At 71.4% G+C, this 16,006-nt stretch carries 11 protein-coding genes; 5 read left to right on the top strand and 6 right to left on the bottom strand.

Features of this window, described 5'->3' with window-relative positions:
- The 4 genes from ccrA to ACIOMQ_RS24355 all read right to left on the bottom strand — a co-directional run bounded on the left by ccrA (position 1) and on the right by ACIOMQ_RS24355 (position 5,321).
- Positions 1–1,374 carry a crotonyl-CoA carboxylase/reductase gene (ccrA, locus tag ACIOMQ_RS24370; protein ID WP_402190289.1) on the bottom strand — a complete coding sequence of 458 codons (1,374 nt, stop codon included), beginning with the start codon at positions 1,372–1,374 and terminating at the stop codon, positions 1–3.
- 353 nt (positions 1,375–1,727) lie between these two features.
- Entirely contained in the window at positions 1,728–2,525 is a 798-nt protein-coding gene (locus ACIOMQ_RS24365) for a GNAT family N-acetyltransferase (protein ID WP_402190287.1), read from the bottom strand.
- A 107-nt stretch (positions 2,526–2,632) separates the two neighbouring features.
- Complete coding sequence (locus tag ACIOMQ_RS24360) at positions 2,633–3,448, bottom strand: TetR family transcriptional regulator (RefSeq protein ID WP_362196901.1); 816 nt, start codon at positions 3,446–3,448, stop codon at positions 2,633–2,635.
- A gap of 91 nt (positions 3,449–3,539) precedes the next feature.
- Complete coding sequence (locus tag ACIOMQ_RS24355) at positions 3,540–5,321, bottom strand: 3-hydroxyacyl-CoA dehydrogenase family protein (protein ID WP_402190284.1); 1,782 nt, start codon at positions 5,319–5,321, stop codon at positions 3,540–3,542.
- Positions 5,322–5,678: 357 nt separating this feature from the next.
- On the opposite strand from ACIOMQ_RS24355, the gene ACIOMQ_RS24350 reads away from it, so the two are divergent.
- Positions 5,679–6,251 carry an adenylosuccinate lyase gene (locus ACIOMQ_RS24350; RefSeq protein ID WP_401941925.1) on the top strand — a complete coding sequence of 191 codons (573 nt, stop codon included), beginning with the start codon at positions 5,679–5,681 and terminating at the stop codon, positions 6,249–6,251.
- Positions 6,252–6,400: 149 nt separating this feature from the next.
- Here the strand turns inward: ACIOMQ_RS24350 and ACIOMQ_RS24345 are convergent, their stop codons facing one another.
- Together ACIOMQ_RS24345 and ACIOMQ_RS24340 are read right to left on the bottom strand one after the other, a co-directional pair.
- The gene (locus ACIOMQ_RS24345; RefSeq protein WP_401989109.1) at positions 6,401–8,005 is read right to left on the bottom strand and encodes an alpha/beta hydrolase; all 1,605 of its coding nucleotides are present in this window, start codon (positions 8,003–8,005) and stop codon (positions 6,401–6,403) included.
- A 232-nt stretch (positions 8,006–8,237) separates the two neighbouring features.
- Positions 8,238–9,287: an Rv2578c family radical SAM protein gene (locus tag ACIOMQ_RS24340; protein WP_402190281.1), complete on the bottom strand. Its 1,050-nt coding sequence runs from the start codon at positions 9,285–9,287 to the stop codon at positions 8,238–8,240.
- A gap of 149 nt (positions 9,288–9,436) precedes the next feature.
- Between ACIOMQ_RS24340 and ACIOMQ_RS24335 the strand changes: the two genes are divergently transcribed.
- The 4 genes from ACIOMQ_RS24335 to ACIOMQ_RS24320 all read left to right on the top strand — a co-directional run bounded on the left by ACIOMQ_RS24335 (position 9,437) and on the right by ACIOMQ_RS24320 (position 16,001).
- Positions 9,437–9,880, top strand: a complete 444-nt coding sequence (locus ACIOMQ_RS24335) for an SRPBCC family protein (RefSeq protein ID WP_362196886.1) — start codon at positions 9,437–9,439, stop codon at positions 9,878–9,880.
- Positions 9,881–10,068: 188 nt separating this feature from the next.
- Positions 10,069–12,507 carry an MFS transporter gene (locus ACIOMQ_RS24330; protein ID WP_362196883.1) on the top strand — a complete coding sequence of 813 codons (2,439 nt, stop codon included), beginning with the start codon at positions 10,069–10,071 and terminating at the stop codon, positions 12,505–12,507.
- 204 nt (positions 12,508–12,711) lie between these two features.
- Positions 12,712–15,159 carry a SpoIIE family protein phosphatase gene (locus ACIOMQ_RS24325; RefSeq protein ID WP_401756091.1) on the top strand — a complete coding sequence of 816 codons (2,448 nt, stop codon included), beginning with the start codon at positions 12,712–12,714 and terminating at the stop codon, positions 15,157–15,159.
- Between the two features lie 110 nt (positions 15,160–15,269).
- Entirely contained in the window at positions 15,270–16,001 is a 732-nt protein-coding gene (locus tag ACIOMQ_RS24320; protein WP_402128185.1) for a methyltransferase domain-containing protein, read from the top strand.
- Positions 16,002–16,006: the final 5 nt, after the last annotated feature.

Raw genomic sequence — 16,006 nt, 5'->3', positions numbered from 1 at the left:
TCAGACGTCCCGGCTGTGCTTGCCGGTCCGCTCCGCCGGTGCGTCACGGAACAGGTTGATGGCGTCGACGTGCTTCTCGCGCAGCTCGTGGTCGCGCACGCCCAGGCCCTCGCGGGGGGCGAGCGCCAGCACGCCGACCTTGCCCTGGTGGAGATTGCGGTGGACGTCGTACGCGGCCTGACCGGTCTCCGTCAGGGAGTAGACCTTCGACAGCGTCGGATGGATCTTTCCCTTGGCGATCAGGCGGTTGGCCTCCCACGCCTCGCGGTAGTTGGCGAAGTGCGAGCCCACGATCCTCTTCAGCGACATCCACAGGTAGCGGTTGTCGTACTCGTGGTTGTAGCCGGACGTCGAGGCGCAGGTGACGATCGTGCCGCCCTTGCGGGTCACGTACACCGAGGCGCCGAAGGTCTCGCGGCCCGGGTGTTCGAAGACGATGTCGACGTCCTCGCCGCCGGTGAGTTCACGGATGCGCTTGCCGAACCGCTTCCACTCGCGCGGGTCCTGGTGGTGCTCGTCCTTCCAGAACGTGTAGCCCTCGGCGGTGCGGTCGATGATCGCCTCGGCGCCCATCTTCCGGCAGATGCCCGCCTTCTGCTCGCTGGAGACGACGCAGATCGGGTTGGCGCCACCCGCCAGGGCGAACTGCGTGGCGTATGAACCGAGTCCGCCGCTGGCGCCCCAGATCAGCACGTTGTCGCCCTGCTTCATGTCGGCGCCGTTGCGCGAGACGAGCTGGCGGTACGCGGTGGAGTTGACCAGGCCCGGAGCGGCGGCCTCCTCCCAGCTGAGGTGCTGCGGCTTCGGCATCAGCTGGTTGGACTTGACGAGCGCGATCTCGGCGAGGCCGCCGAAGTTGGTCTCGAAGCCCCAGATCCGCTGCTCGGGGTCGAGCATCGTGTCGTTGTGGCCGTCCGAGGACTCCAGTTCGACCGAGAGGCAGTGTGCGACGACCTCGTCGCCGGGCTTCCAGGCGTTGACTCCGGGGCCGGTGCGCAGGACGACGCCCGCGAGGTCGGAGCCGATGACGTGGTACGGCAGGTCGTGGCGCCTGGTGAGCTCGCTGAGCTTTCCGTAGCGCTCCAGGAAGCCGAAGGTGGCCATCGGCTCGAAGATCGAGGTCCACACGGAGTTGTAGTTCACCGAGCTCGCCATGACGGCGACCAGCGCCTCGCCGGGCCCGAGCTCGGGGACCGGGACCTCGTCGAGGTGCAGTGACTTGCGGGGGTCCTTGTCGCGGGTGTCGAGCCCCGCGAACATCTCCGTCTCGTCCTTGTGCACGGTCACCGCGCGGTACGACTCGGGGATGGACAGGGCCGCGAAATCCGCGGCCGTACTGTCCTGCGATTGGATCGCGTCCAGGATTTCCTTCACGGTGTGCCTCCGGTGAAGCGGCGTCGAGGGAACGCTTGAGGGTCCCCGCCAATGAGGGGGGCGGTGCGATGTGGAGGTGCTGCCGTCGGTTCGGCTGGTAAGGCTTCGGCTTGCTCTGTGGAGCAGAAGGGTTCGCCTGTGACGCAGGCGTCCGGGCGCGCAGGCAATTGCTTGCGGGGACAGTCGGCGTACGTGAGGTCTCAGCACGCCGGCCGCCCGGACAACTTCAACGTATGGCACTCCGTGACACCTGGCAAGGCACTCCGTGCCAACAATTTCTCTCACTTGTCACCCGCTGGGCACGCATGAGCGACGAGAGGGGTGTTCTGTCCCGTTGTGTTCCGTCGGAGCGGTCAGCGTGAGGGCCGGTACACGTACGGCGTCGTGGTGCTCAGGTCGAGGAATCCGAGTCGCCGGAGGATCGGGCGGCTCTGGCCGGAGGCGTCGACCTGAAGGTAGTCGTAGCCGCGCTCCGCCGCGATCCGGGCGCGGAAGGCGACCAGGGCCCGGTAGATGCCCCTCCCGCGCCACGCCTGGACCGTTCCGCCGCCCCAGAGCCCGGCGAATCCGGTGCCGGGGTACAGCTCCATCCTGGCCGAGCTCACCGGCTCGTCGCCCGCCATGGCGAGGACGCCGACGAAGCCGTCCGGGTCCTCGGCCAGTCCGGCCGCCACCTGATGCCGCAGCCGCGACCAGTCCGACCCGAAGGCCCGCTCGTGGGCGCGGGCCATCAGCTCCACGTCGTCCACGTCGCTCACGGTGCGCAGCCGGATCCCCTCGGGGAGCTCCACCGCCGTCGCGAGGTCCGCCACCGGGGCGACCAGCAGGGTCTCCGGCTCCTCCGCCTCGAAGCCGGCGGCCAGGAGCCGCTCCGCGAGATCAGCCGGCCGGTCGTGGGCGTACAGCTTCCACTCGAACTCGTCGTGCCCGAGGGCCGTGTAGCGCGCGATCTGTGCCGCGATCGCCTCGTCCGCCCTGGCGGGATCCAGGTCCGGGGCCGACCAGACGACGCCGTTCCAGTCGTCGGCCGTGCCGACCTGCCGTACGACATCGGCGGTGCGCTCGACCCGGACGCCGGGGCCGTCGGGGCGGGCGTGCTCGCGCACGCGGCGGTCGAAAAGGGTCAGAAGTGTGGTGCGATCATGATCCATCCGCACACCACAGCACCGGGGCGTGGGCGCGGCAACCAGGTTTCGGCGCGGGCGCGGCAACCAGGTTCCGGCACGGCCGGGGAGCTTTTCCCGCCCCCCGTCCCCGTTCAGCGGTCCTTGAGTGCCTGCTGGATCGTGCGCATCACTTCGTCGAGCGGCGCGTCCGTCCGCGCCACCGCGACCAGCACCTCGCCCTGGGACGCCACCGAGGCGGCCGGCTGCTTCGCGGGTTCGGCGCCCGCGATCCGGCCCGCGCCGATACCGGTCCCGAACGTGTCGCGGACGATCGAGAACGCGTGGTCGAGCTGGGCCTCCACATCGCCCTCGCCGCCCGCCCGCAGCCAGCGGCGCAGCACATGGTTGTGCGCGGTGACGACGGCGGACGCCGCGACCTCGGCGAGCAACGGGTCGTCGTTGCCGACATGATGGTCGCGCTCGTCGAAATGGCCCAGCAGATAGCGCGTGAACAGCCGCTCGTAGCGGGCCACCGAGGCGATCTCGGCCTCGCGCAGTGTGGGGACCTCGCGGGTCAGCTTGTAGCGGGCCACGGAGACCGCGGGCTTGGCCGCGTACATCTTCATGACTTCCTTGATGCCGCGGCAGACGGTGTCGAGCGGGTGCTCGTGCGCGGGGGCCGCGTTGAGGACGGCCTCGGCCCTGACGAGGGTGTCGTCGTGGTCCGGGAAGATCGCCTCTTCCTTGGAGCGGAAGTGCCGGAAGAAGGTCCGCCGGGCGACCCCCGCGGCGCCCGCGATCTCGTCGACCGTCGTCGCCTCGTACCCCTTCGTGGCGAAGAGTTCCATCGCCGCGGCGGCCAGTTCGCGGCGCATTTTGAGCCGTTGGGCGGCGGCGCGGGTGCCTGCGGCACTCTCCTGGGCATCGGGCGCGGCGGAGACACGGGGGGACCTGGCGGGCTGGGACATGGTGTGAACGTACTGCATCGGCGCAGCGGAACGCGCCTGCGGGGGCGGGCCGCCCGACGGATCGAGTAGCCCTCCCCACCCGGCTCCCGGCTCAGCGCCGGGCATGTTCGCGGAAGCCGCGCCCCGTCTTGCGGCCGAGGCAGCCGGCGGCCACCAGATGCTCCAGCAGCGGCGCCGGAGCCAGGCCCGGGTCCCGGAACTCGCCGTGCAGCACCTTCTCGATGGCGAGCGAGACATCGAGTCCGACGACGTCGAGGAGCTCGAACGGGCCCATCGGGTAGCCGCCGCCCAGCTTCATCGCGGCGTCGATGTCGTCGAGGCTCGCGTAGTGCTCCTCGACCATCTTGATCGCGTTGTTGAGGTACGGGAACAGCAGCGCGTTCACGATGAAGCCGGCCCGGTCCCCGCAGTCCACCGGGTGCTTGCGGACCTTGACGCACACCTCGCGGACGGTGGCGTGGACATCGTCGGCGGTGAGGACCGTACGGACCACCTCGACCAGCTTCATCGCGGGCGCCGGGTTGAAGAAGTGCATCCCGACCACGTCCTGCGGACGCGAGGTGGCCCGCGCGATCGCCACGACCGGCAGTGACGAGGTGGTGGTGGCGAGCACCGCACCCGGCTTGCAGACCTTGTCCAGCGTCCCGAACAGCTGCTGCTTGACCACCAGGTCCTCGGCGACCGCCTCGACCGCGAGATCGACGTCGGCGAAGGCGTCCGGCGAACCGGCCGCGGCGATCCGGGCCAGGGCCTCGTCCCGCGCCCCGGCCGTCAGCCGCCCCTTGGCGACGGAGCGCTCCAGCGATGTGGCGATCCGGCCCTTCGCCGCGTCCGCCTTCTCCTGGCTGCGGGCGACGAGCACCACGTCGTAGCCGGCCTTCGCGAAGACCTCGGCGATGCCCGAGGCCATCGTCCCCGAGCCCGCGACACCCACCGACCGCACCGTGCGCCCATCGACCGCCGGGGAACCGCCGCGCGGGGCGAGCGCGTCCGGCACCACGCTCTGGCTGCCGGGCGCCGCGTACGTGTAGAAGCCGCGGCCCGACTTGCGGCCGGTCAGTCCCGCCTCGCTGAGCTGCCTGAGGACGGGGGCCGGGGCGTGCAGCCGGTCGTTCGACGCGGAGTACATCGCCTCCAGGACCGTACGGGCGGTGTCGATCCCGATCAGGTCGAGCAGGGCGAGCGGCCCCATCGGCAGGCCGCAGCCCAGCCTCATCGCCGCGTCGATGTCCTCACGGGAGGCGTAGTTCGCCTCGTACATCGCGGCGGCCTGGTTGAGGTATCCGAACAGCAGCCCGTCGGCCACGAAGCCGGGCCGGTCGCCCACCGCGACGGGCTCCTTGCCCAGGCTGCGGGCGAGCTCGGTGACCGCCGCGACGGCCGGCGGCGAGGTCAGCACCGAGGAGACCACCTCGACCAGCTTCATCGCGGGTGCCGGGTTGAAGAAGTGCAGGCCGAGCACGCGCTCGGGGCGCAGCGACTCGGCGGCCAGCCGGGTCACCGACAGGGCGTTGGTGCCGGTCGCCAGGATCGCGGTGGGGGAGACGATCGCGTCGAGATCCCGGAAGACCTGCTGCTTGATCTCGTACGACTCGGGCACGACCTCGATGACGAGCTCCGCCTCGGCGGCGGCCCGGAGGTCGTGGAAGGTGCGGAACCGGGCGAGGGCGTCGTTCCGTTCGCCCTCCGTGATCCGCCCGCGCCGCACGGCGCGGGCGGTCGCGGCTTCCAGGGCGGCGACGGCCTGACGGGCGGCCGCGTCGTCGATGTCGATACCGATGACCTCGTGGCCGGCGCGGGCGAGGACTTCGGCGATGCCGGTGCCCATGGTGCCGAGACCGACGACGGCGATGGTGCTGAGCGGGGTGTCCATCACGGGACTCCAGAGAATGAGTGACGACTGTGAGGGGGCACGGCGCGCCGAGAGGTGAACCGGCGCAGGGCGTGCGGCACTTGCGTGTCGTGGGGCTCAGGGCCGAGGCGCGACGAGTGCGCCCGGACCGGGGAGGGGCGACGGACTCTGTCCCGGAGTCACGTCTCGTAGAACTGCCGAACCGACAAGCACTCCGGGTGGCTGCGTCACCAGGCCACCGGAGCAGGCGGGGAGTGTGTCCCGCTCACATGAGCTTAACCGGTGGGTAACGAGCACGCCAGCCCCGCGTTGCCGTGTGCCATGTCACATCCACCCTGTCTCTCGATACGCAGAGTCCCCGTCGATACGCTGACGGTCATGGACGTGGAGTTCCGGTCACTGGCGGACCGGCTTGCTGACGAGGCGGGGGAGTCGGCGGCGTACCGCAGACTGCTCGCCACCGACGACGACGAGGAACTGGCCCGCGTCCTCGTGGAACGCGAACGCCCGCTCTGGGCAAGGGAGATCGCCGCGTTCCGGCTCGGCTGCGCCGGAGACCGGCGGGCTTTCGAGGCGCTGGTCCTGCTGCTCAACCACCGCGATCCGGAGCGCTGCGTCTCCGCCGCCCACGCCCTGGCGCGCCTCGGTGACCCCCGCACCCCCCGGGCAGCCGCCGCCCTGGCGACCAACACCCTGCGCACCGCGTACGCCCTTCATCCGGTCCGGCTCCTCATCGAGCTCCGGGCCCCGGAATCCGTACCGGCGCTGATGGCCACCCTGGAACACCTCCTGGCTCCCGGCGATCCGCACTGGAGGGTGGCGCTCGCCTGCGTGGAAGGGCTCGGGCAGCTGGGCGACGAGCAGGCCCGCCCGCTCCTGGAGGCGGCGCTGCCCCACCCGCGACTGGGCGAAGCGGCACGGGACGCGCTCGGCCGGCTGCCGGGGCGGTGAGGGGGGAAGGCCGTGCTCGGACCGTGCCGGGCCCGGCCGGTCACGGTCCGGGCCCCGGGCCGTCCGGCCGCCACGGTGGTGCGGGCCGTCCGGGCGCGGGTGCGCGGGACGGCCCGCACGCGGCCCCGGGGCGGGGCCGTGGGCGGTTGTCAGCCGCGGAAGCCGAGCAGACCGTGCAGGATGCCGCCCCTGCCGGCGGAGTCCGCTCGCCGAGGCGGGCTCGCGGCGGCCCTGCCGGTCAGCGGCTTCGGGTCGGGGGTCTTGGCGCAGACCGCGTCCGCGTCGGCCCGCCCGGCCCTGCCGCGCGGGACCGTGCCCTTGGCGAGATAGTCGGCCAGGTAGGTGTCCAGGCAGTCGTTGCCGCTCAGGGTGATGCCGTGATTGCCGCCGCCCTGCTCGACCACCAGGCTGGAACCGCGCAGCTTGCGGTGCAATGTGACACCGCCCTCGTACGGCGTGGCCGCGTCCTCGGTGGCCTGGAAGAGCAGTACCGGCGGCAGGCTGTTGTTCGAGACCCGTACCGGGTTCAGCGGTTCCACCGGCCAGTCGGCGCACGGTGCGTTGTACCAGGTGTTGTTCCAGGTGAAGAAGGGTGCCTTGGCCCGCACGTTCCAGCTGTCGTTGCGCCAGGTGTTCCACTCGCGGGGCCACTGGGCGTCGCGGCACTGCACGGCCGAGTAGACCGAGTACCCGTTGTCGCCCTTCGCGTCGACCGCGCCGAACCTCCTGTACGCCTTCACGAGCGCGTCCTGGTCGTGGTCGTTCGCGTACGCGGCGAACGCCTCGGCCAGGTAGGGCCAGTAGCCGTTGTAGTAGCCGCCCGGCAGGAAGGTGTCCTCCAGCTCGCTCGCCCCGACCTTCCCGCCCGCCGGGTGTGCCTCGACGGCACCACGCATCGCGTACCAGGCGCGCTCGACCGCCGCGGGGTCGCTGCCGAGCCCGTACGTGGTGTCATGCTTCGCCACCCAGGCGGCGAACGCCTTGTGGCGGGCGTCGAAGGCGTAGTTCTGGCCGATGTTGTCGTCGTACCAGATCCCCTCCGGGTCGACGTTCGAGTCGAGCACCAGCCGCCGCACCCGGTCCGGGAACAGCTTGGCGTACACCGCGCCGAGGTAGGTCCCGTAGGAGTACCCGAAGTAGTTGAGCTGCCGGGAGCCCGTCGCCCGGCGGATCACGTCGAGGTCCTTGGCGGCGCTGACGGTGTCCATGTGGGGCAGCAGATCCGGGTACTTCTCCCCGCATGCCTTCGCGAACGAGCGGGCCCGGTTCAGATTGGCCTCCTCGACATCGGCCGAACCCGGCAGTGAATCGGGACGCAGCGGATCGAAGTACTTCGGTACGCAGTCCAGCGCGGGCTTGCTCTTCCCGACGCCCCGCGGGTCGAACCCGATCACGTCGTACTGCGCGGCAACCCGCTTCGGCAGCGAGGACGCGACGAACCCGGCCATCGAGAGGCCGCTGCCGCCGGGGCCGCCCGGGTTGACCAGCAGCGGGCCCTGGAAGGTCTTCGCGGTGTGCGGGACGCGGGACAGGGCGAGGGTGATCCGCCGACCCGACGGATCGTCATGATCGAGCGGTGTGCTGACCGATGAGCACTGCAGCCTCGGGTACGACTTGGTGCCGCAGTCGGTCCATGTGAGCTGGGCCGCGGCGCGCCGCGCGCCGGAGTCGGCGGTCGCCTGGGGCGGTGCGGCGGTCACCAGACCGGCGACCGTCGCACCGACGGCGAACAGAATTCCTGGACGTTTCGTCATATGGCCTCCCGTGGTGGGGGAAACACGGCTGCGCGTGGCGCAGCCCCCGCCGCATGCTCCCCACATTCGCGCCCGGAAGGACCTGTTCTGATGAGAGTTGACCCATTTGCCCTCGCCGGGTGCGCGAGGCCCCGCTCCGGACGCTCCGGGCCCGCCTCGGACACTCCAGGCCCGCCTCGGACACTCCAGGCCCGCCTCGGACACTCCGGCCCTCCGCTCGGGGCCTGTCGGGTCAGAGCAGGGTCAGCTGGGTCGGCCCGGGGTCGTCGAGCAACGGCGGCCGGTCCCGGCGTACGGGCAGCCGGCGGGCCGAGCCGCGGTGCGAGGGGCCGATGCCGAACTCGGCCGCCAGCTCGTGGACGTCCCGTGTGATGCGCCGCTGGTACCACTTGGGCGCGTAGGCACCCTCGGCGTACAGCCGCTCGTACCGCCGTACCAGGTGGGGATGGTGCTGCCCGAGCCACTGCATGTACCACTCCCGGGCGCCGGGCCGCAGATGGAGCACGAGCGGTGTCACCGAGGTCGCCCCGGCGGCGGCGATCGCCCGGACCGTGGCGCGCAACTGGTCCGGATGGTCACCGAGGAACGGGATGACGGGCGCCATCAGCACGCCGCAGTCGATGCCCTGCTCGCTCAGGGTGCGGACGGCGTCCAGGCGGCGCTCGGGGGAGGGGGTGCCGGGCTCGACGGTGCGCCACAGCTCGCCGTCCATGAAGCCGACCGAGACGGAGACGCCGACATCGGCGACCTCGGCGGCCTGCCGGAGCAGCTCCAGATCGCGCAGGATCAGCGTGCCCTTCGTGAGGATCGAGAAGGGGTTCGCGTGATCGCGCAGGGCCGAGATGATGCCGGGCATCAGCCGGTAGCGGCCCTCGGCGCGCTGGTAGCAGTCGACGTTGGTCCCCATCGCGATGTGCGCGCCGTGCCAGCGGCCGGACGCGAGGTGGCCGCGCAGCAGCTCCGGGGCGTTGACCTTGACGACGATCTGCGAGTCGAAGCCGATGCCGGTGTCGAGATCGAGGTAGCTGTGCGTCTTGCGGGCGAAGCAGTAGACGCAGGCATGTGTGCAGCCCCGGTACGGATTGACCGTCCACTCGAACGGCATCCGCGAGGCGCCGGGCACCCGGTTCACGATCGAGCGGGCCCGGATCTCATGGAAGGTGATTCCCCGGAATTCGGGCGTGTCGAAGGTGCGCGTGGTCACCGCGTCGGCGGTGAAGAGCGCGCCGGCCGCGGTGTGGGCGGGGGTGGTGGGGTTGTCGACCAGATTGTCCCAGCGCATGGACGCCTCCTCGGTAGCACTGCACAGAGAATAGAACACGTGTTCCCTTGATCGTTTTCTCCCCTTCGTCCCGGCCCGGATTTTGAGCGGCGTCCCGGAGATGGTTGGCTCAGCACACCCCCGAACAACCGAGTGGTGGAGGAGCAGCCATGGCGCAGGTCGAGGCCACGACAGAGCGAGTCATCGCGGCGGACGCGGAGACGGTGTTCGACGCGCTGGCCGATTACGCGGAGACCCGGGGCAAGGTGCTGCCCGGACAGTTCAGCGAGTACGAGGTGCGTGAGGGCGGTGACGGCGAGGGAACCCTCGTCCACTGGAAGCTCCAGGCCACCAGCAAGCGGGTGCGCGACTGTCTGCTGGAGGTCACCGAGCCCACCGACGGCCAGCTCGTGGAGAAGGACCGCAACTCCTCGATGGTCACCACCTGGACCGTCACCCCGGCCGGTGAGGGCAGGTCGAAGACGGTCGTGTCGACCGTCTGGAACGGTGCCGGCGGCATCGGCGGATTCTTCGAGAAGACCTTTGCCCCCAAGGGACTTGGCCGGATCTACGACGCACTGCTGCAGAACCTCGCCGCCGAGGTCGAGAAGTAGCTCCGTGCCACCTTGACCGGCCTCACCGGTTCGGGTGGTCTTCTCGGCCCGCCGGTTGTGCGCCGTAGCGGCTCTCACCGGCGGATTAAGCCCCCCGAGTGCGCCGTCAGCGCCCCCCGTCGCGTTTGCCCTTGCTCGTTGCCCGGTGCGAGAAATGGGCGGCGCAGATGCGACGAGGGGAGCGGCACGTGGTGGGTGGGATCACTCTGTTGGAGGACGAGCCGGACGGTACGGGGGCCGCCGAGGCGGCGACCACGCTGCCGATTCCGCCGGTCCCCGCCGCGGAGGAACCCGCCTCCGCCCCGTCCCCCGTACCGGAGACCAGCCCCCGCCGCATCCGGCTGGTCTTCCTCGGGCTGATGCTGACGCTGCTGCTCGCGGCCCTCGATCAGATGATCGTCGCCACCGCGCTGCCGAAGATCGTCGGTGAGCTGCACGGCCTGGAGAAGATGTCCTGGGCCGTCACCGCGTACCTCCTCGCCTCCACCATCGGACTGCCGATCTACGGCAAACTCGGCGACCTCTTCGGCCGCAAGGGCGTCTTCCAGTTCGCGATCGTCGTCTTCGTCGTCGGCTCCGCGCTGGCCGGCTGGTCCCGCACCATGGACGAACTGATCGCCTTCCGCGCCGTCCAGGGCATCGGCGGCGGCGGACTCATGATCGGTGTCCAGGCGATCATCGCGGATGTCGTGCCGCCCCGGGAACGCGGCCGGTTCATGGGGCTCATCGGGGCCGCCTTCGGTCTCGCCTCCGTCGCCGGTCCGCTGCTCGGCGGCTTCTTCACCGACCATGCCTCGTGGCGCTGGTGCTTCTACATCAACGTCCCGTTCGGTCTGATCACCCTCGCCGTCATCACCGTCGTACTGAAGCTTCCCCGGCCCACCGTCCGGCCCCGCCTCGACATCCTCGGCGCGCTGCTGCTCGCGGTCGCCTCCACCTGTCTGGTGCTGCTGACCAGTTGGGGCGGTACGGAGTACGCCTGGGGATCGCGCACCATCCTCGGGCTCGCCGCCGGAGCCGCCGGGACGGCCCTGCTGTTCCTCGTCGTCGAGAACCGGGCAGCCGAACCGATCATCCCGCTGCGGCTGTTCCGTGACTCGATCTTCAACGTCACCGCGCTGGTCGGCGCGGTCGTCGGGGTCGGGCTGTTCGGTGCCGCCAGCTATCTGCCGACCTTCCTGCAGATGGTCGACGGCGCCACGGCGACGGAGTCCGGGCTGCTGATGCTCCCGATGATGGGCGGCATCGTCGTGGCGTCCGTCGTCTCCGGCCAGTTGATCTCCCGCACCGGCCGCTACCGCCTCCACCCGATTCTCGGCGGCGCCTTCTCGGTCGTCGGCATGTGGCTGCTCTCCCGGCTGGACACCGATACCCCGCGCCTCGAATACAGCATCGCGCAGGCCGTGCTCGGCATCGGGATCGGCCTGGTCATGCCGGTACTGGTGCTCGCCGTACAGAACTCCGTGCAGCCCGCCGACCTCGGCGCCGCCACCAGTGCCAACAACTACTTCCGGCAGATCGGCGGCAGCGTCGGTGCCGCCGTCTTCGGGACGCTCTTCGCCGGCCGGCTCGCGGACGCGCTCGCCGTCCGGCTGCCGTCCGGCGCCGACCTCCCCGACCCCGAGTCGATCACCCCGCAGCTGGTCCATGCCATGGAGCCCGCGCTGCGCGACAGTTATGTCCAGGCGTACGCCGACGCGATGCCGCGGATCTTCCTCTACCTCGTGCCGGTGCTCGCGCTCGGCCTGTTCTTCGCCTTCTTCCTCAAGGAGAAACCGCTGGTGTCCCACCACAGCCCCGAAACCGCCGCCGAGTCCGCACCGGTCCCCGCCGCCCGCTCCGCCGCTCCGCCGCCGCCCGTCTACCTGTCCGGTGTGCCGGTGTGCGGAAGCGTCCAGCACCCCGACGGCACGAAGGTCCCGCGCGCCGCCCTCACCCTCATCGACGTCCAGGGGCAGCAGGTCGGGAGGGGCGCGAGCGGGGACGACGGACGGTACGCGCTGAGCGTGCCCGGCGCCGGCTCGTACGTCCTCATCGCCGCGGCCGGCGGCCACCAGCCGCAGGCCGTCAGCGTCACCGTGGGCGAACGGCCCATCGAGCTCGACGTGGTGCTCGGCGGTGCCGGGCGTCTCGCCGGGACCGTCGTCACCGCCGACGGCATCCCGGTGCGCGATGCCGCCGTCACCCTCACCGATGTGCGCGGTGAAGTCGTCGCGTCCACCCGCAGCGGCCGCGAAGGCGGTTACGTGATCACGGAGTTGGTGGCGGGCGAGTACACCCTCGCCGCCAGCGCCCCCGCCTTCCGGCCGGCCGCGCTTCCGGTGAGCGTGCAGGCCGCCAGGGAGACCCGGCAGGACATCGAGCTGGCCGGCGGTGCGGTGCTGCGCGGTGTGGTGCGGGCGAGCGGTGGCCGGCCCGTCGAGGACGCCCGGGTCACGCTCCTGGACGCGGCGGGCAACGTCGTCGACACGCTGACCACCGGGCCCGACGGCGCGTTCCGGTTCGTCGACCTGTCCACCGGCGAGTACACGGTGATCGCCGCCGGGTATCCGCCGGTGGCCACCGTCCTCCAGGTCGCGGGCGGCGGGCGGACCGAACGCGATCTCCAACTGGGGCACGAGGACTGACCGCTTTCCGCCGGATCGGCGGGCCGGCCGGTGGCTTCACCGGTCGGCCGGGCACCGCGCGGCGCCGTGCCGTGCGCGGCCGGGTGCGCCGGGCGCACCACCCCCCGAAGCGATTCCGCCGATGCCCGGCGGACGCCGGACCCGGGGCCGTACCGTGGAGTCACGTACCGCAGAACGTCGCGGTGGGGAAGGAGCCTTCCACCCATGGATCTCGGTGTGCCGCCGCAGAGGACACCACAGCCGCGCGGAGCCGCTGCGGGCCGCGTGCCGCTGGCCGTGGTGGTGGTCGATGCGGACGGGCTCGTCTCGCACTGGTCGACCGGCGCGAGACGGCTCTTCGGCCTCACCAGACAGCAGGCGGTCGGCTGCCCGGCCGGTGAACTCCTGCCGGTGTCGGGGGCGTTGCGGCAGCCGGGCGGAATCGAGGACGACGGGGACCACGGCGGGTTCGGCCCCGAGCCCGACGGTTCGCCCAGCGGGACCGTCGCCTACCCGGCGGCGGGCCGGGCCCGGGTCGACGAACCCGGGGGCGGCAGGATCGACGTCCTGTGGTGGGCCTACCCGCTGGCCGGACCGGGGTCCGGGCGGTTGCTCGTGCTCGCCGCGGACGCCGCGCGGGTCCGGGACGGCGACCGGCGCGAGGGCCCGGACACCGAGACGATCGCCCCCGGCTTCGCGCTGCACACCGACTTCCCCGGCTACCAGGAGCTGGCCGGCCGGCTGCCCGAGATCCTGCCCAGCATGAGCGTCCACGAGGCGACCGGAATCGTCTCCCAGGTACTCGAACTCGGTTATCCCGTCCTGGAGTTCAGCCACTGCGACCAGGTTCCGGTCACCCCTGACTGGGGAGTGCCGCGACATGTCGCCCGCCGCCCGGCCGAGACCCTTCGGAACGACGGCGCGGGCGCGCACGCACCTCTCGCCGTCCCCCGCCCCGAACTCGACCTCGAGTACGCGGCGGTTCGCGAACGGCTGGAATTCCTCAACGAGGTGAGCGGCCGCATCGGCACCTCACTCGACCTGGAACGCACCATCCGCGAGGTCACCAGCGCCGCCGTACCCCGCTTCACCGACTTCGCCGGTACGCATCTGCGCGCCGCGGTCCTGGCCGGCGAGGGCTTCCCGGACGGGCCGCCCGACGTCACCACCGTCTGGCACCGGGTCTGGGTCGAGCACAACGACGAACCGGGCCGCTGGGACGACACCGTCCCGGTCGGCGAGTCCATCGCCTTCCCCGAACACACCCCGTTCTTCCAGTGCATGGTCACCGGCGAGCCCGTCCTCATCCCGTACGTCAGCGAAGAGATGAGCAACCGGATCTCGGGCGAGTTCGAGAAACGCGACCTGCGCCCGCTGATCACCCACCGCTCCCTGCTGATCGTGCCGCTCAAGGCCCGGGACGTGGTCCTCGGCTTCATGGTCCTGATGCGCCGCCCCGGCCGTGAGCCCTTCGACGGCATGGACCGCACCACCGGCGCCGAACTCGCCGCCCGAGCCGGGCTCGTACTCGACAACGCCCGCATGTACACCTACCAGGAGAACGTGGCGGAGACCCTCCAGGACAGCATGCTGCCCCAGGTCGAACCACGGATGGCCGGCTGCGACATCGCCACCCGGTACCTGCCCGGAGCCCGGCTCGGAAGGATCGGCGGCGACTGGTTCGACTCGGTGAAACTGCCCGGCTCCCGGACCGCGCTCGTCGTCGGTGACGTCATGGGCCACGGCCTCAACTCAGCGGCGATGATGGGGCAGTTGCGTACGGCGGTGCTGACCATGGCCACCATGGAGATGCCGCCCTCCCAACTGCTGCGCAACCTCGACGACCTGGCGCAGCGTCTCGGCGAGCAGTATCTGGCGACCTGCCTCTACGCCGTCTACGACCCGATCCGTTCCGAGGTCCAGATCGCCAACGCCGGACACATCCCGCCCGTACTGGTCCACGCCGAGGACGGCCGGGCCGACCTCCTGGACCTGCCCACCGGTGCTCCCATCGGCGTCGGCGGTGTCGCCTTCCGGACCGCGACCGTGCGGGTACGGCCCGGCGACCGTCTCGTCCTGTGCACCGACGGTCTCGTCGAGGTCCGCGGCCAGGACATCGGCGCCGGGCTTGCCGCGCTCTGCGCCTCCGCGGCGCACCCCGCCGCCTCGATGGACCACGCCTGCGACACGATCATCCGCGCCCTCAATCCGAGCGGCGGCCGCAAGGACGACGTGGCGCTGCTGATGGCCCGGCTGAACGGCATCCCCGACGACGACGTCGCCGAATGGCAACTGGCCCTGGATCCCAGGGAGGTGGCCCGGTCGCGGCGTCTGGTGCGAGGCAAGCTCCTCGACTGGGACCTGCCCACCGCGGTGGAGGCCGCCGAGCTGATGGTCAGCGAGCTCGTCACCAACGCCGTGAAGCACGGCCGTACCCACCACATCGGACTCCGCCTGGTCCGCACCCAAGCCCTGCTCTGCGAGGTCAGCGACGACGAACCCGCCCCGGCCACGCTGCTCGACGCCTCCTCACGCGACGAGTCCGGCCGGGGACTGCTGGTGGTGAGCAGTCTCGCCCGCACCTGGGGCACCAGCACCACGGCACACGGCAAGACCGTCTGGTTCGAGCAGGCCCTCGGCCCTGTCCCGCACCCCCGCCCGCACACCTGGTGAAAGGCGCCGCCGCAGAGGTGGACGCTGTACGCGGTCTTGCCGCGGCCGTCCCGGGACGGTAGTCCGTACCTGAGCAAGTCACCTCGGGGAAAACGGACTTGGGAGTGATCATGAGTGTGTCGCAGCGGTACCGATCGGCGTGGGAGGGCTTCTGGTCCGCCACCTCGGACACCCCCGGTGAGGCGATCTGGGACGCCGACCCCTCTCTCAGCTCCGTCCCCCACGGTGAGTTGCTCCTGCCGCACGCCGACGCCTCGCTGCCCGTCGTCGACCTCGGCTGCGGGAACGGCACCCAGACGCGCTATCTCGCCACCCGCTTCGTCCGGGCGATCGGAGTGGACCTCTCGCACGCCGCGATCGCGCACGCACGCCGGGCGGATCCCGACGGGGTTGCCGAGTACGCCCAGCTCGACCTGGCCGACTCGGAGGCCGTCGCGGCGCTGCACGAGCGGATCGGCGACACCAACGTGTACATGCGCGCGGTGATCCACCAGAGCGAGGCCGAGGCCAGGCCCGCCGTTGCCGCGGCGGTCGCGACGCTGGTGGGGGAGCGGGGCCGGGCCTTCGTCGCCGAGCTCACCCCGGCCTCCAAGGCGGTGCTCCAGCAGGTGGCGCAGGGCCCGGACGGACCGCCCGAGAAGCTGCGCCGGGTCCTGGACCACGGGCTCAAACCGGCGAGCGCCACGGAGGAGGAGGTGCCCCGGTTGCTGCGGGCGGCCGGTCTGACCGCGCTGGCGAGCGGGGAGACCGCCCTGGCCCAGACCGAGCGGCTGCCCGACGGAACGCGCATCGAGCTGCCCGCCCGCTGGTTCGTCCTGGCCGGCGCACCCGCGGGGGACTGACGGCC

It is taken from the genome of Streptomyces sp. NPDC087845, from assembly GCF_044742755.1.
Classification (GTDB): Bacteria; Actinomycetota; Actinomycetes; order Streptomycetales; family Streptomycetaceae; genus Streptomyces.
Note: the sequence above shows the minus strand (reverse complement) of the source record. Positions and strands in the feature narration are given on the sequence as shown.